Source organism: Stieleria magnilauensis (assembly GCA_007753675.1).
GTDB classification, from domain to species: domain Bacteria; phylum Planctomycetota; class Planctomycetia; order Pirellulales; family Pirellulaceae; genus Stieleria; species Stieleria magnilauensis.
Genome location: CP036432.1, coordinates 2,907,728 through 2,928,869 on the forward strand (window position 1 = coordinate 2,907,728; position 21,142 = coordinate 2,928,869).

Here is a 21,142-nt window from a genome sequence, read left to right on the forward strand (position 1 = left end):
CGGATGGTGTTGTGAAACCTATAGTCCACTTCCTGCCGACGTGTTTTCCGCTTCCCAGCCCACGCCGCGGCGTCACCGCATTGAAACGATTCGCTTTTCGTCAGGCCTTGGTTTTATCGGCCGGCGTCCTGACCGCTGGCATCCTCGCGACCAGTGGTTGCAGCGAACCAGATGTCTCGCCGGTGACGGTCTACCCGATCCAGGCGGAAGTCGAGGCCGCCCTGGCGGCTCGCACCCAGGGCACGGTTCGCCCCGATTTGCGAATCGACGCGCCGATCCAGTCACAGACGCCGTCGCGTCGTGTCGGCGGTCAGTCTCGGCTGGCGAGTTTTGCCAACCGCTCGCGCACACCGATCCAATGGGATTTTGGCGGTTTTGATTCGGCGCGAAACCGAAATCAAACCGCTGACCGGACCGCAGGTGGCATTCTGTTGGTCCAGGCCCCCGCCCTACCCGATGTTCCCGCCGGATTCGCCGATGGCGACGGCAGCGACGGAGCGGACAAGGCAGAGGCCGGCAAAAGCGCCTCCGATGCCGGTCCGGTGGAAGTGATCCCGACGCCCCCGGCACGCCCCGAGGTCAAAGCCGAACTGATTCCCACACCCCGAGGAATCCGCGAAGGCTCGGAACGCAGCGACGATCCAAAGTCGGCGCCGGTGGCCCGCATTGCCGCCGAAATCGAAGGCTCCCAGAACACTCAAACGCAGCCCCCCAACGCGGCGATGGAATCCGTCGCCGGGAAAGAGGAAATCGCCGCACGGCCCGCGCTGATCGACCCGGCGACGGAGATCGGGTTGGTCGGAGCAGCAGACGGCCCCGAGGATTTCCGCAAATGGCAGACGCCCGATGCGGTGCTGTTTGTCACCGGCGACCAACACGGCTACATCGAACCGTGTGGCTGCACGGGACTGGATCGCCAGAAAGGCGGCGTCGCCCGTCGCTTCACATTCATCAACCAGCTGCGTGAGATGGGTTGGCCGCTGGTGCCCATCGATGCCGGCAACCAGATCCGCCGGATCGGCCAACAAGCGGCGATCAAGTTCGAAAAATCGTCCAGCGCGTTGACTCAAATGAAGTACCAGGCGGTCGGGTTTGGTCCCGATGACCTGCGGCTGAGCCCGACAGACTTGATCGCGCATACCTATGCCGATTCACCCGAAAACGCGATGTACGTTTCGGCAAATTTAATTTTGCTGGATCCCGAATTGTTGCCCAGCCACAAGATCGTTCGTAGCGGCGAGTGGAACATCGGGCTGACGTCGATCCTGGATCCCGATGCGCTCGAAGCACCGCTGGGATCCGATGTGACGCTGAAGCCGATCAAGGCATCCGCCGAAGCGGTCCTCAAAGAGATGAATGCAGCGGGAGCGAATTTCCGCGTGCTGACATTTTTCGGCGACGAAGACGTCGCCAAACAGTTGATGGTCGACGTTCCAGGGTTCGACTTGATCGTCGCCTCGGGTGGTTATGGCGAGCCGACGTATCAACCGCAATCGATCGAAGGCAGCAAAGCCAAACTGATCGTGACGGGAAACAAGGGCATGTTCGTCGGGCTGGTCGGTTTGTATCAAAATCAACCGATGAAGTACGCCCGTGTTCCGCTGACCGATGAATACAAGGACGCGCCGGAGATGCGAAAGCTGATGGCGGACTATCAACAGCAACTCGAACAACTCGGTCTGTCCGGGCTCGGGATCTCGCCGATTCCACACCCGTCCGGCGGAAAATTTGTCGGATCCGAAGCTTGCGGAAAATGTCACACCACGGCGTTTGAAATCTGGGAAAGCTCGGGCCACGCCGAAGCGACCGCGCACATCGTGGAACCGACCGAAGGACGCGGCGACATCCCACGACACTTCGATCCCGAATGCCTCAGTTGTCACGTCACCGGCTGGAACCCGCAAAACTATTACCCCTATGAAAGCGGCTACCTGTCACTGGAAAAATCCGCCCACCTGACCGGCAACGGCTGTGAAAACTGCCATGGACCAGGTGCGGACCACGTTGCTGCCGAGGCAGAGAACTCGGGTGTCAGCGAAGAACGCAGGAAGAGTCTCCGTCTGGCGATGCAGTTGCCGCTGGAAAAGGCCAGAGAGCATTGCATGGAGTGCCACGACCTGGACAACAGCCCTGATTTCCACGACGACGGTGCATTCGAAGACGAGTACTGGCCCGAGATCGAACACTAGTATTCCGCAGTACCTTGGTTTTCGGGTCGGCGGTAGTGGACGAGGCGACGAGTCCGTGCCAATATGCTGACTACAGAGGACTCGTCGCCTCGTCTACAGAGGACTCGTCGCCTCGTCCACTACCCGCTAATTGAGCGGCGATAGAATACTAGGAGATGGACTGAGGTTCGACGTCACGACACTCGCGGGCATCTCATTGGGGTCGCATCACACGCGGCCCGGGCTTGGGCTATCATGCCGGGCAAGTTTTGAAGGACCAAACGATTCCTTCTCCAACTTCCCACCTTTGATTCCCGGAGCCCCTTGATGAGAAAGTTGTTGTTTGCCTGTTTGATGCTGGTCGCGGCGTCACCGGTCTGTTTGGCCGAAATTCGGACCAGCGCCGTGTTTGGCGATTCGATGGTGTTGCAGCGTGAGAAGCCGATTCACGTTTGGGGCTGGACCACGCCGGATCGTGGCGTCGAAGTCTCCCTGGCCGGAAATGCGGTGACGGTCAAAAGTGATGCCGACGGTCGGTTCGATGCGAAACTGCCTGCGCTCCAGGCCGGCGGTCCGCACACGATGAAAATCTCCAGCAACGGCGAGACGCTGACGTACGACGACGTCTTGATCGGTGAAGTCTGGGTGTGCAGCGGTCAATCCAACATGCAATGGGCGGTCGATCAGGCCAACGACGCCGACCTGGAATCCCTGTCGGCCAATTACCCCAACCTGCGTCTGATCTCCGTTCCGCGCGTCGGGACACAAGAACCCCAGCAGAGTTTTGAAGGCCGCTGGGAAAGCTGCACGCCCGAGACGGTCAAACAATTCTCCGCGGTCGGCTATTTCTTTGGCCGCCAGCTTCACCAGACCCTCGATGTGCCGATCGGATTGATCGACAACGCCTGGGGCGGTTCGGCGGCCGAAGCCTGGGTGAACCGCGACGTGCTCAAGTCATCAGGCAACTTTGACGAGTTGCTCGAACGATGGCGCGAGACCGAATCGACCTACGATTACGAGCAGGAGCTGGCCAAGTACAACAAACAACTGGCCGCGTGGAAGGAATCGGGCAAGGGCCGCAGGCCGTCGGCGCCGCGCAACCCGCTGGTCGGACAGCACCGACCGGCCAACCTGTACAACGGCGTGCTCTACCCGATCATCGGTTACACGATCCGCGGTGTCGTCTGGTACCAGGGCGAGAGCAACGCGGGACGCGCCTATCAGTATCGCGATCTGTTTCCGACCATGATTCAAAACTGGCGTGACGAATGGGGACAAGATGAGTTCTCGTTCTACTGGGTCCAGCTGGCCGATTACTTGAAAGAGCCGTCAGAGCCGGGCAACAGTGCCTGGGCGGAACTCCGCGAAGCTCAGACGATGACGATGTCCAAGTTGCCCAACACCGGCGAAGCGGTGATTTTGAACTTGGGTGAGGCCTCGGACATTCACCCCAAGAACAAACAAGACGTCGGCAAGCGCCTGGCGCGCTGGGCACTGGCCAAAGACTATGGCTATGAGATTCCCTATCGCAGCCCGACGTACAAATCCATGTCGATCAAGGACGGCAAGATTGTCTTGGAATTTGATCACGTCGGTGGCGGATTGGACACGTTCGACGTTCCCACGCCGCTCGGGTTCACGATCGCCGGTGCGGACCAAAAGTTCGTCGCCGCCGACGCCAAGATCACCGGCAAGACGACGATCGAAGTCAGCAGCGACGCCGTCTCCGATCCCGTCGCGGTCCGCTACGCCTGGGCCGACAACCCGGTCTGTAACGTGCAAAGCAAAGAGGGATTGCCGATGACGCCCTTCCGAACCGACGATTGGAAAGGCATCACGGCGGACGTCAAACGGTAATCAGCCGTTTGGCATGCTGTGATCGCTCGCACGACCCCGAATGGGGTCGAAGCCAGTAGCCGGAGGTGAGCGCAGCGCTTAGGTTTGACCACATCTTTTTACAATCTTCATTGCGTCAACGCCGCAGAGCATCGCTTGGAGGTCGTTCCAGCCTCGCCAAATCGTTTGCCATCCCGGTGGGTGATCGGATTTGCGGTTCTGATGACCGCCGAGTCTCGCCAGTGCATAGAAGAAATCGTGAATTGACCAGTCGGGTTTGATTTGGCCATGTCGCCAAGCGCTCAGCACACTCACGTAGTCGCTGCAGATAACTTCGGTCGCTTTGCGTTTCTTTGCGTCCCAACGACGACTGGCATCACGCATTTGCAGCAGAGTCAACGCCACCACTGAAATCAAAGCGATCGCTGGCTGCAGACGTTCTTCGCTAGTGAATTGCGGGCTCTCAATGCTACATCCTGTTTTCATCCCTTTGTGATACTCTTCAATGATCCAGCGACATTCGTACCAACCGACAACCTGATAGGCATCTTCAAAATCAAGTACGGGTTGGTTTGTAATCAAAAACCATTCCAGACGCTCTTCTCCGGCGGGCGGATCTTCTTCCCAGACTCGAACAACCCAGACGGCAAGCGGATCGTTGCCGTGTTCTCCTAGTTTCTTCGCGGGTGGTTTGATTTGAACCGGGGCAAATGAGACAGCCATCTTCGCCTCACGAGCCCGTCGATTGGCTGATTTCTTTTTGCCTTTGCGAACCCGTACTTTCTTGTCGACTTTGCTCGTTACCGATAACGTCCAGTGTCCTGCTGGCGGAAGGCTGGCAGCATAGTTGCGAAGGTAACAGGCTTGATCGCTACTGCCTTGATCGCCATGTCCAGGAATGATCGCCCGATTATGAGAGGCACGAATGACGAACCTACGGCCGCTGGCCAATTCATGTTCGAGGAACTCGAACGTGTCAGCTCCTCGATCACAAACATCAACGAGTTTCTCGCTGTTAGCCAGTGGATCGGCACCGCGCAACCACAATCGACTCTCTCGTGATTCACGCTTGCGTTTCTGAGCGGTCAGTTCGTCTTTGGGAGCATCCTCCCGATGGTGCAAAACCTGATTGTACAATCCAATTACTTGCCGTGTTTTCGGGTTCACGGCCAAGCTGTTTTGCGCGATGTACCCACGGCGATTGCCGTTGCCAATTTGGCCCATGTCATCGGAAAGTGACTTGTGATTGGTAAAATCCAGCTCGGTGGCATCATGAAGAATCAGGACTGGGCCTCTGATTTGCTTGATCTTGAGACAGGTTGCCTCACGATGAGATGCGAGAATTGCCTCATGCGTCACCTGGTCACGGTCCATCAACCGGTAGAAAGCCCTGAGGTCTTTGGGGCTATTGAATTTCTGTGGCAATGTTCCACTTGGTCGTCGAGCCATCGAGTCAGCGAGTTGTACGAGACGATTTGTTCTACGTTTGTCGCCGAGTTGAGCGTTGGCAAAGTTGACTTGTCCAAATGTCTGCAGGGGCAAAACCATGGGGGGCCTTCCGTGATACGAGTGCTGGTAGCCATTCCGTCACCAGCAACCATCTCAACCCGCCGTCGCGAATCAATCGCAGCGTGTGTTCCACGCCACGGTTCCCACAGGGAAAAAACTCCAGGCATCGCCAAATTACCAGATCAACCTTACCAAGCTTGACTCATTTACAAAGATCAACAATTGGTTTCACAGCCGCGCCAACTCGACACATCCGCCGGCAAACAAAAAGATGTGGTCAAACCTAAGGCGCAGCGTCACCTCCGGATATCCGGTCACCCGCCTGATGCGACCCCGGAGGGTGTCGAAGCAAATCACGTGGGAACCCTCGAAGCCCGTCTGCCTCACCGCCGGCGAATCGATTCGCTGCGACCCTGTCCGGGGTCGATGGGAATTTGGGACGTGCTTCCCGGAGGTGGCGCTGCGCTGACCTCCGGCTACTCGCTGGCATCCCCTCCGGGATGCTCGGCTCGCGGGCGCGATCCCGACGACGGGCTCCCCGGAGGAATCGCTCGCTTCCGGCTACGCGCTGGCATCCCTCCGGTTGGCTCGGCTCATCGCCTGAAGGCTAGACACCAACCTTCGAACGCCGGCTATTCGCCGACCGAGGTGGTCACTTCGAACCCGAGGTCCTTGATCATTTGGTAATCCTCGTCCGGCGCCTGGCCTTGGGTGGTCAGGTAGTCACCGACGAAGACGCTGTTGGCGACATACAGCCCGAGCGGTTGCAGCGTGCGGAGGTGGATTTCGCGACCGCCGGAAATCCGTAGTTCGCGACTCGGGTTGACGAACCGGAACATCGCCAGGGCGCGCAAACAATCTTGCGGACTCAAGTCCTTCTTGCCTTCCAATGGCGTTCCGTCGATCGAATTCAAGAAGTTCAGCGGAATCGATTGGACGCCCAACTCCTTCAGGTCAAACGCCATCGAAATGATATCGTCGTACGTTTCGCCCATGCCGATGATGCCGCCGCTGCACATCTCCATGCCAGCGTCGCGCACATGGCGAAGCGTTTGCACGCGGTCGGCGTAGGTGTGTGTGGTGCAGATCTCCGCGTAATACTCTTCACCGGTGTTCAGATTGTGGTTCACCCGGTCGACGCCGCAGGCTTTCAGTCGGTCCGCTTGCTCCTTGGACAGCAACCCCAGACAGGCACAGATATCCAAGCCGTATTGTTTCTTGATTTCGGGAACGATCTCTTCAACCGCTTTCAGTTCGCGTTCATTGGGTCCACGGGCCGAAATCACCAGGCAATAGGTTTTTGCCCCACGCTCGGCGGCGACCTTGGCCGCCTCCATCAATGCGTCTCGCTTGAGAATGTTGTACTTGGGGACCGGAGCCTCGGAGATCTTTGACTGGCTGCAGTAGTGGCAGTCTTCGGGGCACAGACCGCTCTTGGCGTTCATCAAGAAATACAGCTGGACGGTCTTGCCGAAGTATTTCTGGCGCAGTCGGAACCCGGCCGAGAGCAACCGCAGCAGGTCATCGTCGGAGGATTCAAGAATCTGTCGGGCTTCATCCCGTGAGAGTTCGCCGCCGTCGAGAATTCGATCCGCCCAGGCGTCGAACGCAGCGGGCGAAGATGTCGGTGGGGCACTCGTGCCGGGAGCGGTGAGGTCGGTCGCCATAGCGGTTCTGTCAATCGGGTGCGGTTTGCCAAGTAACGTCGAATCGGTCACTATATTCTTATGGATCCGGCTCGTCGGCAAGCCGGGACGATGGAATCACTCTCAATCCCTAGGGATCGCTTTGATCCACTACTTCGTTCGGATCGGTGTTTTAGGCGAAATTCGGCTCGCTTCGGCGTTGGCCCCGGTCCAGCGTGGACGCCGCGTGGTGGTCCGGTCGCCACGCGGAATCGAGGTCGCCGAGGTGATTTCCGAGCGCCGCAGTGACTCTGGACGGGACAGTGACTCCGACGCGAGTGTGGTCGATCCCCCCGGCTATCGAATCGTGCGGCCGACGACGGATTCCGACGAGCTGCTGGTGGCCCGATTGGAACGCTACAAGACCCAAGCCATCGAGGCCTGCCGGACGCGGCTGGACCGATCCGCCAGCGGCGCGATGCTGCTGGACGTGGACCAGCTGTTGGATGGGGGCACGCTGCGGATGCACTTTCTTGGGGACGTAGACACCGACGCCCAACGGATTGCCGACGAGATCGCCGAAGAATACGAGTCGGTGGTCCGCACCAACCACCTGTCTGAACTGCTGACCGACGGCTGTGGCCCCGAGTGTGGGACCACGGCCGGTTGCGGAAGCAGCGGCGGTTCCTGTGCCGGATGCAGCGGCTGCGGCGTGTAGAAGCGGACGGATCATCGATCCGTCCGAGCTGTGACGGCTGTTAGAGGATTTCCAACAGTTCGACTTCGAACACCAACACTTCGTTGGGTCCGATCGCGCCTGGGCTGCCACGATCGCCGTACGCCAATTCTGGCGGGATGTACAGCATCCACTTGTCGCCGACCTTCATCTTTTGCAGGGCCATTTGCCAGCCCTTGATGACGCCGCCAACCACAAACTCGGCCGGTTCGCCGCGTTTGACGCTGCTGTCAAAGACTTCGCCGTCGATCAACGTGCCGGTGTAGTGCACACGAACGGTGTCGCTCGGGCTGGGGCTTCCACCGTCCCCCGATTCGATCACCTTGTACTGCATGCCTCCGGCCAATTCCTTGATTCCTTCCTTTTTCAGGTTGGCCTGCAGCCACTCTGCCCCCTTGGCCTTGTTGGCTTCGGCTTTGGCTTGGATCGCCGCGGCCATTTCCTGGTGACGTTTGTTCAGCATGCCTTGAAGCTGCTGCTGAACGGCCATCAGCTCTTTTTCGGAGAGTTGAAGCTCGTTTTGTGCCAGAGCATCGGTCACCCCGACGGCAAACGCCTGGGGGTCAAAGTCTTCGGATTTCAAACCTTGTTGCCGCATCTGCTGACCCATCGAAAGTCCCAGGAAGTAGCCGATCGGATCCTTCTTGGCGATACCTTCTTTCGAAGCGTCAGGGGCGGTTTGGTCTTGTGCGTCGGTCATCAGCGTCATCATTGAGACGGCGGTGATCACCAGCAAGCAACGATACATTTGGAGTGTCCTTTGAGTGGAAGCAATCGCCGTTCATCACGAGGGAAGAAACGGAATCGGGCCTCAATGCGAAGCCCTTAACGGGAGAAATCATACCAGGAACCGCCGTTTAGGCGAGGTCCGCTATCGGGCGAATTCGGGGACGTCGCTTTTGCTGGAGACAGCCCCGCGAGCCAGGAAATCTGGCCAGACCTCGTCGCGGAGCTTTTGCTCGCCCAAGGCCAGCGTCTCGTTGACGTTCAGATTGCCTTCGAGAATGTGTGCGGAATTCAGCGCGTAGAACCCCGGCACGCTGGTGACGACCGGCGGCAAACGCGTGCTGTAGTCGATCGTCGACAGCGCCGCGACGTACTTCGCCCGCGCAACCTTGAACTCCAACACGTCGTCGCGAGAAAAGTGATCGTACATCCGCTCCAGCGTTTCCAGACAGCGCTGTTTGTAGTCTTCGTCCGGTTCGGCCAAGTCGGGATGATCGTCGGTCATGTACTTGGGCAAATAAACCAAGTGGTTCCCGCCCAACTGGGACTGCGAATCGACGATCGTCGACATCTCGATGATCCCCGTCAGCGGAACCCAGGTGTCGGTGATGTTGGTGACGTAATACGGGCTGATCGGTTTCTTCAACAACATCGACGCACAGACAACGCCCAAGTACTTGATCCCGCGTAGTTTCGATTTCTCCTCATCACGCAGCTGATCACATTGATCAGCGATCAAGGGCGAGGCAATTGTGGAAACCACATTGTCAAAGGTCTCGACACGCCCCTCACCGAAGTCGACTTCCAATCGGCCTGAAGCCGCATCATCGGTCTTGCGAACCGTTTTGACTCCGTGACCGCTCAACAGCCGAACGCCACGCTCGGCCAGGCTGCCCGTCCACACGTCCAGAATCCGCGCGTAACCGCCGGGGACGTAACCGAACATCTCTTTCTTCGCCCCGCTTCGCCGTGCCTTGTACATTCGCTGGGTGTGCGCCCAGATGAATGCGGCGGAGGTCTGGCGATAGGCGTCACCGAGTTTCGCCTTGAGCAGCGGCAGCCAAACTTTTTCAAACGCGCCCTTGCCCGACCAACGCCGCAACCAGGTTTCGACGGACTGTTGTTCCATCTTGCGGAAGTCGCGGATTTTGGACGCCAGAAAAATCGTGCCGCCCAATCGAACCCTTTGGAACAGGGACAGCGGTGGAAAACGCAGGAATTCCAGCGTGTTGCTCATCGACATCAGCTTGCCGCCGGCGAAGAACCCCGTCTTGGTTTCAACCCACCGAAGTTCCTGTTCCAGTCCCAGCGACTGCAGTTGTTTCCGCAGCACCGAATCACTGAGCAACGTGACGTGATAGAAGCGATCCCAAGTGACGTCGCCGAGTTGCCAGGCGCTGGTTAGCCCGCCGAAGCTGGGGGCGGCTTCGGCGATGGTCACGTCTTGGCCCTTGCCGGCTAGTTCGTCGGCGATCTTCAGTCCCATCACGCCGCCGCCGATGACCAACCACCGCTTTTTTGGCGACGCGTGTTCGTCGTTGTCAGGCACGACTACCGACCTCGCAAACGGTGGCGGGTGAGCAGCTTCAGCGTCAACCAGATGGTTTTAAAAACCTGCATCTTGCTCGCGCCGCCTTTGCGGTCATAACGCAGACGCAACGGTGCCTCGCCGAACAAGACGCCTTGTTTGCGCAGTTTCAACAAGATGTCCGCCATGCAAGAGAAGCCTTTTTCACCGACAAACGCATCGCCGTGATCGGCAAAACCCTGACGGATCACCGAAGCTCGATAGGCACGAAACCCGGAGGTGTAATCGCGGACGCCACGGGTGGGAAACAGAACCGTAAACAACAACCGCGCGCCGACGGACAAAAAATGTCGCTCGATCGGGACGCCGACGGCACAGCCGCCGGACTCAAATCGCGAGGCGATCACGACGTCGCAGCCTTCGTGGATCATCCGCACCATCCGATCGATCAAGCCCGGTGGGTGCGTGTTATCGGCGTCCATCGTGACGATGATGTCACGCTCGCCGGCGCGATCCACGGCCTCGCGAAGCGCGTCGCGAATCGTCGTCCCCAAGCCTTGGTTTTGCTGATGCTGGACCAGATGCAACGGCATCTGGAACGACAACTGTGAAACGATTTGTGCGGTATTGTCGGTGCTGCCGTCGTCGACCACGACGACTTCGTAGGACAGACCGGTGTCTGCAAACGATTCGCCGATTCGTTCCAGCAATTCCGGCAACGCTTCCTGTTCGTTGTACGCCGGAAGCGCGAGAAAGACTTTGGCGGGCCGGAATCGAGTGGCACGCGTGTCAACAACGTGAGAGCCCAACGGTCCCGACGACTCGGAAACCTGGGGCTCGGGTTCGGCGCGGAAGAGATCGTCCATCGGGCAATATCGAAGAAGGTTCCTGGTGCGGATTCATGCTGTCTGAGGCAGTCTAGACAGGCCCGTGGCGGCAACAAGCCAGTTGAGGCCATTTGGTCAGGCAAAGGAACGGGGCAATAGCGATTATACGTGCGGCGCCCCCCCTTTTCACGCAAAAGCGTCAGCGAGCGGGCCACCGTCCGATGGAGTAACGCGTAAACAGCACGCAAATCACCGCCCACGCGATCATCAACGCCACTCCGCTGAGGCTGGTGATCACCCCGAATCCGACCTCGCCCAAGTCCAAACGCGTCAGAAAGCTTCGCGTGGATAGGTAATTGAACGCTGGAAACACCATCAGGGCGCCGAGCACCCCGCGGGTCGAAGGCGAAACCGACCTCCAGAAATCGGTACACGCCAGCAGCAAGCCGACCGTCGGAGCAACGACGATCATCGCGTCATAGGATTGGTGGTACAGACTCGTCAGGAGCGTGACGAGCATCAAACAGCCAGTTCCTCCGGCGACACCGTCGTCCAGACCACGCCGCGATCGGTAAAACAGAATCAACATCGGCCACGCCAAAATCAGCATCATCACAGCCAGGTGAACGATTTGTCCGGGATCGCTGCCGGTCCATTTGCAAACCGTAGCCAAGGCGTCCAAACGCGTCCATGAATCGACTGGTGATTCATCCTGGGTTTGCATGTGGACCTGTTGCGCCGATCCGATGTCGTCGACGATCTTGTCAAATCCGGCGGCCATGTCGATCGAACCGGTCGCCCGAATGCCTTCGTGATAGGCCAGGTAGGTCATCGGCAGCCCCGCGCCGAGCAGGCTGATCGTGGCGCCCAACGCCAACGCTTTGTAGTTTCCGCGGGCCAGCATCAGAAAACCCAGCGGCAAGATGAATGTCGGTTTGGCCGACACCAGCGTGAGCGCGACGGCCGCGACCACCGGGCGGTCTTTCGCAAAGTGGATTGCGGCGATCGTCGCCAACGCCAACTCGATCGTGAAGTAACCGTTGTAAAGCGAAATGTGACCGCTGCGGGAAAACATGATCGCCGCGGAGATCGATGCAATCCATGTCAAACGCCCGCCTGCGCCGGCGGCCCCGCCCGTACGACTGCCCACGCCGGCGGCGTTGACGCACAACGTCGCCAACACGATCACAAGCACCACCGAGAGCGCAAAGAACAGAACGTCCGCGACCGGCAGCGGCAAAAACGTCAACGGCGCGTGCAGCACCAGAATGACGGGCGAGAAAAACGGGATCTGACGCGAGACCGGGTACTCGTCGGCATACTGCTGGCCATAGGGACTCTTGCCCGCCAACAGCGCGGTGGCGGGAAAGTACAGCCCGTTGTGAAAGTCGCACATCCCTTGTGTCGCGGGATTGGTAGAACCGGGCGTTTGATAACGCGTGACAGTCCGTACCGCCGCGAACGTCACGCCGATGGCAAACAACAGACAGGCGACCAGGGGCACCACAAAACGTCTGTTGCGAACGTTCATCCCAATAACTCTCGAACTGCAGCGGTGATGTCGTCCTTTCTCATCAGCGATTCGCCCACCAGCACAGCCTTGACGCCGCCGCTGGCCAACCGCAACAGGTCCGCGTGTTCCCGGATGCCGCTTTCCCCGACGATCAAGCGATCCGGTGGAATCGATGGGCAGAGATCCAAGGTGTGCTGCAGCGTCGTCTTGAACGTCCTGAGGTCACGATTGTTGACTCCGACCAACTTGGTCCCGGTGGCCAACACGGCGTCCAAATTCTCAGGGTCAAACAACTCGATCAAGGTCTGCATGCCGAGCTCGCTGGCGAACTCGTGCAGCTGTTTCAATTCATCCGGTGGCAAACATTCGGCGATCAACAACACGCAATCAGCACCGGCGTGACGCGCCTGAAGCAATTGGTAGCGATCGACGATAAAGTCCTTTCGCAAGATCGGAATGTCGACCGCCGCGCGAACGGCTCGCAGATAATCCAGCGACCCTTGAAAAAACGGTTCGTCGGTCAGCACGCTGATGCATGCGGCGCCACCCTCGACGTAACACTTGGCGATTTCAGCGGGGTCAAAGTCTTCACGGATCAGGCCCGCTGAGGGGCTCGCGCGTTTGACTTCCGCGATCAGATTGACGCGCTGGCCGGCCGCCAGGGCACCATGAAAGTCACGGCAGGGCGGCAAGCCATCCAGCTCGGACTCCAATCGATCCGACGAAACGGCGGCACGATCGCGCGCGATCGTCTGGCGGGTTTTGACCAGAATGTCATCAAGGATCGTCATGGTGAAAGCCTACCTGTCCGGCAATCGTTGGTGTCCAGCCTAGTGTTTGAAGTGTCGTCGTCCGGTCAACACCATCGGCAGGTCATATTGGTCACAGGCTTCCACGACTTCGTTATCGCGGCGTGAACCGCCCGGTTGGATGATCGCCACAATGCCGGCCTCGGCAGCCGCCTCGATCGAATCGGGGAAGGGGAAAAACGCATCGGAGGCCAGGATCGCACCCTTGGCGCGATCGCCCGCCTTTTCGATCGCGATTTCCACGCTATCGACGCGACTCATCTGACCGGCTCCGACACCGACCAGGGATGTGTCGTTGGCCAACACGATGGCGTTGCTTTTGACATGCCGGACCATTTCCCAGCCGAAAACCAAGTCATCCCAGAGTTCTTCATCGACCTTGGTTTGCGTGGGCGTCTCCCACTGCACCCGCGGGCTGGTCATGCGGTCGGCGTCTTGCACCAACATCCCGCCGCTGATGAAGCGACGTTGAATCGCCGGTGGCGGATCATCCAGAATGCCGACTTGCATCAGTCGCACGTTCTCGCGCCAACGCGGACGCGTGGTCAACAGTCCCACCGCACCGGCTTCGAAGTCCGGCGCGACGATCGCTTCGATGAACAATCCGGGTTCACAGAGCAATTCGGCCGTGGCCATGTCGACGGTTTTGTTGAAGCCCAACACCGAACCGAACGCGCTCAAGGGATCACCCGCGAGGGCTTTGCGACAGGCGTCGACGAGTTTGATGTCGCTGGCGGCGCCGCAAGGGTTGTTGTGCTTGATCACCGAAACGGCCGGATTGGATAAACCGCGAACGATCTCCAGTGCCGAATCGAGGTCCAGCAAGTTGTTGTAGGAGAGTTCTTTGCCGCTGATCTGACGGGCCGAAACCAGATTGGCACTGCGGATGGTCGGATCGGAATACAACGCCGCACGCTGGTGCGGGTTTTCGCCGTATCGCAATTGGCTCTTGCGGCGAAGTGCCAGGTGCATCGACGAGGGGAACTCGCCGGCGATCGAATCGCCACGCATGTAATCCGCGATCGCTCGGTCGTAGGCCGCGGTATGATCGAAGGCATCGGCGGCCAATTGTTTCCGCAGTTCCAGTGTCGTGCCGCCGGAATCGAGCTGCTCAAGCAACTCGCCATACTGTTCGGGGCTGGTGGCGACCGCGACATCGCGGTGGTTCTTGGCCGCGGCGCGGACCAAACTCGGCCCGCCGATGTCGATTTGCTCGACACACTCTTCAAACGTGACACCGGGCCGCGAGGCGGTGGCGGCAAAGGGATACAAATTGACGACGACCAGGTCGAACGGCACGATGTCGTGCTCTTCGATCGAATCGATGTGATCCTCCCGATCGCGGATCGCCAAAATGCCGCCAAACACTTTGGGATGCAGCGTTTTCACACGACCGTCGAGCATTTCGGGAAAACCGGTGTACTCGGCGACGTCCAGAACGTCGATGCCCGACTGTTCCAAGTGACGACGCGTTCCACCGGTGCTGTAGATCGTCACACCGTCTCGCTGCAATCCGGCCGCTAGATCGGCCAGGCCCAGCTTGTCGCTGACACTGATAAGCGCGTTTCGAACCGGGGTGACGTTTGACACGGGGGGGAAGCCTGAGAGAGGAAGGGGCGACGACGGGGAACGACGTGGTTTTGGATCCGATGCTCAAAACCGCTGTTGCAAATTAAATTCGCGATCCCTCAAGGTCAACCGGACGCACCGTTGCCACCCTTCGAGCCGACCGCTGATTGACCTATAACACGTCGATCACACCCCGTATTTTCTGATTCACCAAACAAAATCCGAACCCGATCGATGTTAGCTGCCCGAGTGATCCCGTGTCTGGACGTGCATGGCGGACGCGTTGTCAAAGGAACCAATTTTGTCAATTTGCGGGATGCGGGTGATCCGGTCCAGGTGGCCAGCCGTTACGAAGCCGAAGGGGCTGACGAACTGGTCTTTCTGGATATCACCGCCAGCCACGAAGAACGCGACATCATTTTGGATGTCGTTCGGCGGACCGCGGACTGCGTTTTCATGCCGCTGACGGTCGGCGGAGGCGTCCGATCGATCGAAGACGTCCGCGATCTGCTCAATGCCGGCTGCGACAAGGTGTCCATCAACTCCGCCGCCTGCAAAGACCCCGAGTTCGTCCGCAAGGCCGCCGACCGCTTCGGAAGCCAATGCATCGTCGTCAACATCGACCCCAAGCGGGTGCTCAAAGACGGCCAGGAGTTCTGGGAGGTCCACATCAATGGTGGACGAAAACCGACGGGGCTGGAGGCTGTCGCTTGGGCCAAAACCGTCCAAGAACTCGGCGCCGGCGAGATCGTGTTGACCAGCATGGACGCCGACGGAACCTGCGACGGTTACGATTTGCCCGTCACCGCCGCGGTCAGCGAGGCGGTGAACATCCCGGTCGTCGCCAGCGGAGGGGCCGGAAACCCGACCCACTTGGCCGAAGCCATCCTGAAAGGCAAAGCCAGCGCGGCACTGGCGGCGAGCATTTTTCACTTCGGCCAATACACCATCGCCGAAACCAAGCAGGTGATGCGCGACGCCGGCATCCCGGTGCGGCTGTAGGTTGCCCGGGGGTGAGACTGCGTTGACCTCCGGCGATTCGCCCGGATGCTGGATTCGCAGGCATGACCCCGAACGGGGTCAAAGCCAGTAGCCGGAGGTGAGCGCAGCGAAACCTCCGGACATCCGGCCCCTGCCGGACGCGACCCCGGAGGGTGTCGAAGCGAATGGCGCCCGCGCTCTCGAATCCGGCCTGCAGCAACGTTCAAGCCTCCCGATCAATCTCTTTCCGCTAGGCGAACTGCGGCACCACCGGCGGATTGATTCGCTGCGACCCCGCCGGGGTCGATGGGACTTTCAGGCGTGCCTCCCGGAGGTGGCCCTGCGCTAACCTCCGGCTACTTGCTGGCATCCCTCGCGACGTCGATTGTATTACTGAGCGACTCTTGGGCAGGCACCGCTCTGCGGTGCACACCGCAGAGCGGTGCCACAACAAAGCCCGGAGTCGCGAAGCGCACTCCGGGTGGGAGCGCAGAGGACAGGGGAACCCCAGCGGGGTTCAACAAACGGCGCCGCACAATCCGGGGTGCGCAAACGGCGGCGTGAATCAGACGAACCGTATTGCTCTGTTCAACCCCGTTGGGGTTGGAGGCCTGTTAGCGACAGGAACTTGGGGTGCGCGGGCGCGACCCCAAGCTTTGATGTGGCACGCCGCTGGCGTGTGGGCCGCAGGAGCGGTGGCCGCTCGCGAGTCGTTCCCACAACGCGGTACGGCGAGTAATTCGTCACTAATACAATCGACGTCCGCCGGGATGCTCGGCCCGCAATTGAATGGCCCCGCTTCGTCCGTGATTAAATCAACACCGGCTTGTCCAGTATTCGCCGCACCGGTACGAATTGGCCGGCGTGCATCATCGGGTGCGTCGCGATCAGAACAAACACGCCTCCCACGTTGGGACAGATCTGGCGCAGATGCTCGGGGGCTTCTTTGGCCAAGTCTTCGTCGGAGAGGGCATCCAACGCGTTGAAGGCCGCTTCTTGCAGCTTGGGGAAGTACGACAAATACTCTTCCTGGCTCGCGAAGTCCGCCGGATCGTCACTCGCCGTGTTTTCTTTGCTGTGTTTCTCGGCAAAGCCTTCGGGCAATTCGATGGCAGCCCCCGGCGCGATCGAATTGAGCAATCCGCACTCCGAGCTGATCAAGTGGCCGAGCTGCCAGGCCAAGTGGTTACAGCCTTTCGCCGGCCGGGTCAGTAGCTCGCTATCGGTCAGATCACTGACATAGGACGTGAGGACCATTCGGCTGAGTTGGTACGCGCTGCGAATCGCATCTTTTCCGTGCATGAGAAGCCTTTCGTGGGATCGAGGGATGGAAGTTGTCCGAAGCGATAAGATGCCTTTATACCGGTCCAGGCCGCCGAGGGGACGTCTCAGTTGCCGACAAACCGATCGAAAAGTGATCGGGCGCGCGCCAGATCATCGGTTCCTTGAACGACGACGCGGCCGTCACGGAACAACGTCAGCTGGGTCGTCTCATCGACCTGCAATCGTGTGAAGAAGCGAGTCGATTGGACCGGACCGATCGCTTCCCAACGTCGCGCTATGGCCTGCAAGTCGATCTGCACGTTGTCGCCCTGTGGATTGAGTTGCACGGCGTCGCGTCCGCACAACGCCCCTTCGCTGCTGCCAAGGGCATCGCCGCGGAGGAATTCAAAGTCGCGCCGTACACAGGCGGTGCACTCGGGCGCGATGGCCCGATCGAGTTTGACTTGGCGGACTCGGTTGTTCCACAGATCGATCGACAACACGTCTTCGGAAACGGCGTGTCGATTGCCCGAAATCCACTTGAGCGCTTCGGCCGCCTGCAAGCTGGCGATCGCGTGGGTCGCCGGTCCGATCACGCCGGCGGTATCGCAGGTGTCAACGACGCCTGCCGGCGGCAGGTTGGGGACCAGACAGCGAAAACACGGGCGGTCGGCTCCATCAAACAGGCGCACCTGTCCGCTCGCCCCGACGCAGCCGCCATGCACCCACGCGGTGCCGGTCGACAGGGCCCAGTCATTCAACAAAAACCGAATGCCGAAATTATCCGTCGCGTCGATCACCAACTCTGCACCGGCTAAAACGGATTCGATGTTACCGGCGTTGATGTCGGTCACGACCGCAGTGGTCTGCACCTGATCGTTGATCTGCCGCAGCCTGCGACACGCGGCTTCGGCCTTGCTGACCCCCAGACGGGCATCTTCGCTGTCAAAGAGTGATTGTCGTTGCAGATTCGTCCACTCGACAACATCACGATCAATGATTCGAATCTGGCCCACGCCGGCGCGACACATTAATTCCGCCGCCACCGTCCCGAGTGCGCCGCACCCCAGGATGGCGACCTGGGCGCGTCCGATCCGGTCTTGTCCCTGGACGCCGATCGGGGCGAATTGGCGTTGGCGTGCGTAACGATCTGGCGAAGAAGAATTCACAAAGGGTGTCGCGTGGAAAAGGACGAACGTGATGCCACGAAGAACATGAGTGTGGTCATGGCCAATGTAAACCATCTAGCGGCGCGTGCCGAGTTGCTTCGCCAGACGCGTCGCTTTTTCGACGAGCACGGCTTCCTGGAAACGCAACCACCATGCCTGTCACGCGATTGTGTGGTCGATGCCTATCTGGATCCGTTGGCCGTTGAAACGGAGTCGCTCGGGATTTCGGATCCGCGTCTTCCCCAGCGGTTTTACTTGCAGACGTCTCCCGAGTCAGCGATGAAACGCATGCTGGCCGGCGGAGCACCCTCGATCTACAGCATCGGTCCGGTGTTCCGTGGCGGCGAATGCGGTGCGTTGCACAACATCGAATTCACGATGCTGGAGTGGTACGAAGTCGGTGGCGATTTTGAATCAGCGATGCGACTGACCGGCCAATTCGTTTCCAAGATGCTGGCCGCCGACGGCTATGATTCGATCCGTTACCGCGATGCCTTTGTCGAACAACTCGGATTCGATCCGATCGATGTTTCCATGGGCGACTTATGCGATCACGTGGCGAAACTGGACGCGTCGCTGGCGGCAACGATCGCCAAGGATCGCGATCAGATGCTCGACTATCTGTTGTCGGCACGGATCGCGCCGAAGCTGGGGCAACAACGGCCGGCGCTGTTGACTGATTACCCACTGTCGCAAGCCGCGTTGGCAAAACCGTCGACGCACGACCCTGAATGTGCCGCCCGATTCGAACTGTATGTCCGCGGGGTTGAATTGGCTAACGGGTATGACGAACTGCTCGATGCCGACGTGCTGTTGGCGCGATACGCCGAAAACAACCGCAAGCGGACGGCATCGGGACGCAGTCGTCTCGCCGCCGAAACGACCCTGGTCGAAGCCATGCGTGCGGGATTCCCCCCATGTAGTGGCGTGGCGTTGGGGGTGGACCGTCTGCTGATGCTACAGGTCGGTGCCGATCGCATTGAAGACGTGATGCCGTTTTCCATCTGGAATGCATGACCAGCTTGGGCAATCGTGCTTACCCGTCGAGGGCGGGCCGCACAGACTGCCAAGATCGATCAAAAAGCATGCAAAAAACTTCGCGAGTTGGAATTGGTGGTTACAATGAAAGTAGCCTCAAAACAAAAGGATCATGCCGATGTCTGACGCGCTCGCGCCAAGTAACCAGCTCGCCGCTGGGAAATCATCTGGAGAAGGCTTAGCCAGCAAACCGGTCGGTCGTTTGACCGTCAACGCTGCTTTTCTGAGAGAGATCAAAGACGACAACCGTCAGTTGAAATCACTCTGGGATCGCCTGATTCCGATGTTTGCGCACCCCGAGACGGCAAAGAATCATTGGCCGGAATTGATCGCCGGACTCGCCGAATTGAGAGACCAATTGGCAATCCACTTCTCGCTCGAAGAGGCTTATGGTTACTTTGATGATGCCGTCGACATCGCGCCACATCTGAGCCTGACCGCCGAAACACTGCGGGCCCAACACTCGACCTTGTTTTCACAAATCCGTGATCTGGCCGATCTGATTTTGGAACTGAATTGCGAAGCCGTCGAACACATCAACAAGCTGACGCGTCGGTTCAAGGCGTTTAAAACGAGTTTCGAAAGCCACGAAGAATCAGAGTTGAAACTGATTCTGGCCAGCTTTGACGATGACCTGGGCGTCGGCGATTGAAAGGTACGCGGCGCGATCCAGCGCCGCGCGATCCAGAGCGACGTGTCTCAGGCGACGCCGTCGCCGCAAACACGGTTTCGCCCGCTGCGTTTGGCGTCGTATAGTTTCTCGTCGGCGCGGTGGATCAGCTCCAATCCCGTTTCACTGTGCTCTTGATTGAGCACCGCAAAACCGAAACTTGCGGTGATCTTGAGCGGTCCAGCAGCGGTCTCGAAGGGTTGGTCGCAGACGGCCTTGCGACACCGCTCGGCGACGTCGAAGGCTTCCTCGGCACCGGTCGCCGAGAGCAACAGACAGAACTCTTCGCCGCCATAACGGGCCAGCAGATCGTCTTCGCGACAGCCGGTGGAGACGCGCCGGCCGAATTCCCGCAGCACTTCGTCGCCGACCAAGTGTCCATAGGTGTCGTTGACGCTCTTGAAATGATCGATGTCTAACATCACCACGGTGACCGGCTGACGCTGGCGGACTGCGGCGGCGATCGAACGACTAAGTGTTTCCAGCAAGTAGCGTTTGTTCATCGTCCCGGTCAACGCATCGCGTGTCAGCGCCGAATAAACCGTTTCGTGATACTGCGATTCGACGCTTCCGGCCGAAAGGAACTTGAATAGAAAACTGCCGAAACGAATCGTGTCGCCGGAATTCAATCGAACACGAGTGACCGGACGGCCGCCGATGAACGTTCCGTTGGTGCTGCCCAAGTCTTCGAGTTCGAAGCCCGCTTCGGTGCGACGAATGACGGCGTGCTGACGCGAAACGCTGGTGTCGCTCAGCATCAAGTCCGAACCGGCTTCGCGGCCGATCGTCAATTCATCTTTCTCGATCAGCAACATCCCATCAACAACGTCGGCAGGATAAATCTGCACCAGACACGATTGATCGTTGCGAGAACCAAACGACTGATCTGGCGAACGCTGCAACGTGGCTTCCGGTTCCAGCTGCACCGGCTGACCACTCCGCGCGCCGGCGACACCCTGGGGGGAACCGAGCAAGCAATCGGGGTTTGTGTCGCCCTTGAGGGGATCTGGATTCATCGCAGCGGGCATCATGTCAATTCGTCAAGTTGGAAAGGCGCTTTGAAGTGTGTCGATGGGGCCCGTAAAGATGGGTCACAATCGGACAATCACCGCACCCGATCTTGCCGTGCATGGAATCTTCAGCCGCGAATCCACGATTCTCAAGATCAGTCATTG

General features: G+C 59.2%; 17 protein-coding genes. 6 read left to right on the top strand and 11 right to left on the bottom strand.

Going from position 1 to position 21,142, the window contains the following annotated elements; all coding sequences use genetic code 11:
• The first annotated feature begins 11 nt into the window (after positions 1-11).
• Both TBK1r_RS10375 and TBK1r_RS10380 read left to right on the top strand, forming a co-directional pair.
• Positions 12-2,189, top strand: coding sequence for a multiheme c-type cytochrome (locus TBK1r_RS10375; RefSeq protein ID WP_145209768.1), 2,178 nt, complete (start codon positions 12-14; stop codon positions 2,187-2,189).
• A gap of 306 nt (positions 2,190-2,495) precedes the next feature.
• On the top strand, positions 2,496-4,025 hold the full coding sequence (locus tag TBK1r_RS10380) for a sialate O-acetylesterase (RefSeq protein WP_145209771.1): 1,530 nt from the start codon (positions 2,496-2,498) through the stop codon (positions 4,023-4,025).
• Positions 4,026-4,103: 78 nt separating this feature from the next.
• On the opposite strand, the gene TBK1r_RS10385 is transcribed toward TBK1r_RS10380, so the two are convergent.
• Both TBK1r_RS10385 and bioB read right to left on the bottom strand, forming a co-directional pair.
• On the bottom strand, positions 4,104-5,552 hold the full coding sequence (locus TBK1r_RS10385) for an IS4 family transposase (protein WP_145208234.1): 1,449 nt from the start codon (positions 5,550-5,552) through the stop codon (positions 4,104-4,106).
• 593 nt (positions 5,553-6,145) lie between these two features.
• A complete protein-coding gene (bioB, locus tag TBK1r_RS10390) occupies positions 6,146-7,180 on the bottom strand; it encodes a biotin synthase BioB (protein ID WP_145209774.1) in 1,035 nt (344 codons plus the stop codon).
• Between the two features lie 121 nt (positions 7,181-7,301).
• Here bioB and TBK1r_RS10395 point away from each other — a divergent pair, with 121 nt between their 5' ends.
• Positions 7,302-7,856, top strand: a complete 555-nt coding sequence (locus TBK1r_RS10395) for a hypothetical protein (protein ID WP_145209777.1) — start codon at positions 7,302-7,304, stop codon at positions 7,854-7,856.
• A gap of 40 nt (positions 7,857-7,896) precedes the next feature.
• On the opposite strand, the gene TBK1r_RS10400 is transcribed toward TBK1r_RS10395, so the two are convergent.
• The 6 genes from TBK1r_RS10400 to purH all read right to left on the bottom strand — a co-directional run bounded on the left by TBK1r_RS10400 (position 7,897) and on the right by purH (position 14,867).
• Complete coding sequence (locus TBK1r_RS10400; RefSeq protein WP_372898006.1) at positions 7,897-8,622, bottom strand: BamJ family beta-barrel-assembly machinery protein; 726 nt, start codon at positions 8,620-8,622, stop codon at positions 7,897-7,899.
• Between the two features lie 123 nt (positions 8,623-8,745).
• Positions 8,746-10,149, bottom strand: a complete 1,404-nt coding sequence (locus TBK1r_RS10405) for an NAD(P)/FAD-dependent oxidoreductase (RefSeq protein ID WP_419581196.1) — start codon at positions 10,147-10,149, stop codon at positions 8,746-8,748.
• A 2-nt stretch (positions 10,150-10,151) separates the two neighbouring features.
• Positions 10,152-10,994, bottom strand: coding sequence for a glycosyltransferase (locus TBK1r_RS10410; protein ID WP_145209780.1), 843 nt, complete (start codon positions 10,992-10,994; stop codon positions 10,152-10,154).
• Between the two features lie 160 nt (positions 10,995-11,154).
• The gene (locus TBK1r_RS10415) at positions 11,155-12,486 is read right to left on the bottom strand and encodes a glycosyltransferase 87 family protein (protein ID WP_145209783.1); all 1,332 of its coding nucleotides are present in this window, start codon (positions 12,484-12,486) and stop codon (positions 11,155-11,157) included.
• Positions 12,483-13,259 carry an indole-3-glycerol phosphate synthase TrpC gene (gene trpC / locus TBK1r_RS10420; protein ID WP_145209786.1) on the bottom strand — a complete coding sequence of 259 codons (777 nt, stop codon included), beginning with the start codon at positions 13,257-13,259 and terminating at the stop codon, positions 12,483-12,485. Before trpC ends, TBK1r_RS10415 begins: the two co-directional genes overlap by 4 nt.
• A 39-nt stretch (positions 13,260-13,298) precedes the next feature.
• Positions 13,299-14,867: a bifunctional phosphoribosylaminoimidazolecarboxamide formyltransferase/IMP cyclohydrolase gene (gene purH, locus TBK1r_RS10425; protein ID WP_145209789.1), complete on the bottom strand. Its 1,569-nt coding sequence runs from the start codon at positions 14,865-14,867 to the stop codon at positions 13,299-13,301.
• Between the two features lie 213 nt (positions 14,868-15,080).
• Here purH and hisF point away from each other — a divergent pair, with 213 nt between their 5' ends.
• On the top strand, positions 15,081-15,848 hold the full coding sequence (gene hisF / locus TBK1r_RS10430) for an imidazole glycerol phosphate synthase subunit HisF (protein WP_145209792.1): 768 nt from the start codon (positions 15,081-15,083) through the stop codon (positions 15,846-15,848).
• Between the two features lie 789 nt (positions 15,849-16,637).
• On the opposite strand, the gene TBK1r_RS10435 is transcribed toward hisF, so the two are convergent.
• Positions 16,638-17,129 carry a DinB family protein gene (locus TBK1r_RS10435; protein WP_145209795.1) on the bottom strand — a complete coding sequence of 164 codons (492 nt, stop codon included), beginning with the start codon at positions 17,127-17,129 and terminating at the stop codon, positions 16,638-16,640.
• Positions 17,130-17,215: 86 nt separating this feature from the next.
• Positions 17,216-18,259 (bottom strand): ThiF family adenylyltransferase, encoded by a 1,044-nt coding sequence (locus TBK1r_RS10440; protein WP_419581197.1) that lies wholly within the window; start codon positions 18,257-18,259, stop codon positions 17,216-17,218.
• 57 nt (positions 18,260-18,316) lie between these two features.
• Between TBK1r_RS10440 and epmA the strand changes: the two genes are divergently transcribed.
• A complete protein-coding gene (gene epmA / locus TBK1r_RS10445; RefSeq protein ID WP_419581198.1) occupies positions 18,317-19,276 on the top strand; it encodes an EF-P lysine aminoacylase EpmA in 960 nt (319 codons plus the stop codon).
• A gap of 139 nt (positions 19,277-19,415) precedes the next feature.
• Complete coding sequence (locus TBK1r_RS10450) at positions 19,416-19,949, top strand: hemerythrin domain-containing protein (protein WP_145209805.1); 534 nt, start codon at positions 19,416-19,418, stop codon at positions 19,947-19,949.
• 47 nt (positions 19,950-19,996) lie between these two features.
• Here TBK1r_RS10450 and TBK1r_RS10455 read toward each other — a convergent pair whose 3' ends face one another.
• Positions 19,997-20,983 (bottom strand): GGDEF domain-containing protein, encoded by a 987-nt coding sequence (locus TBK1r_RS10455; protein ID WP_145209808.1) that lies wholly within the window; start codon positions 20,981-20,983, stop codon positions 19,997-19,999.
• Between the last annotated feature and the right edge of the window lie 159 nt (positions 20,984-21,142).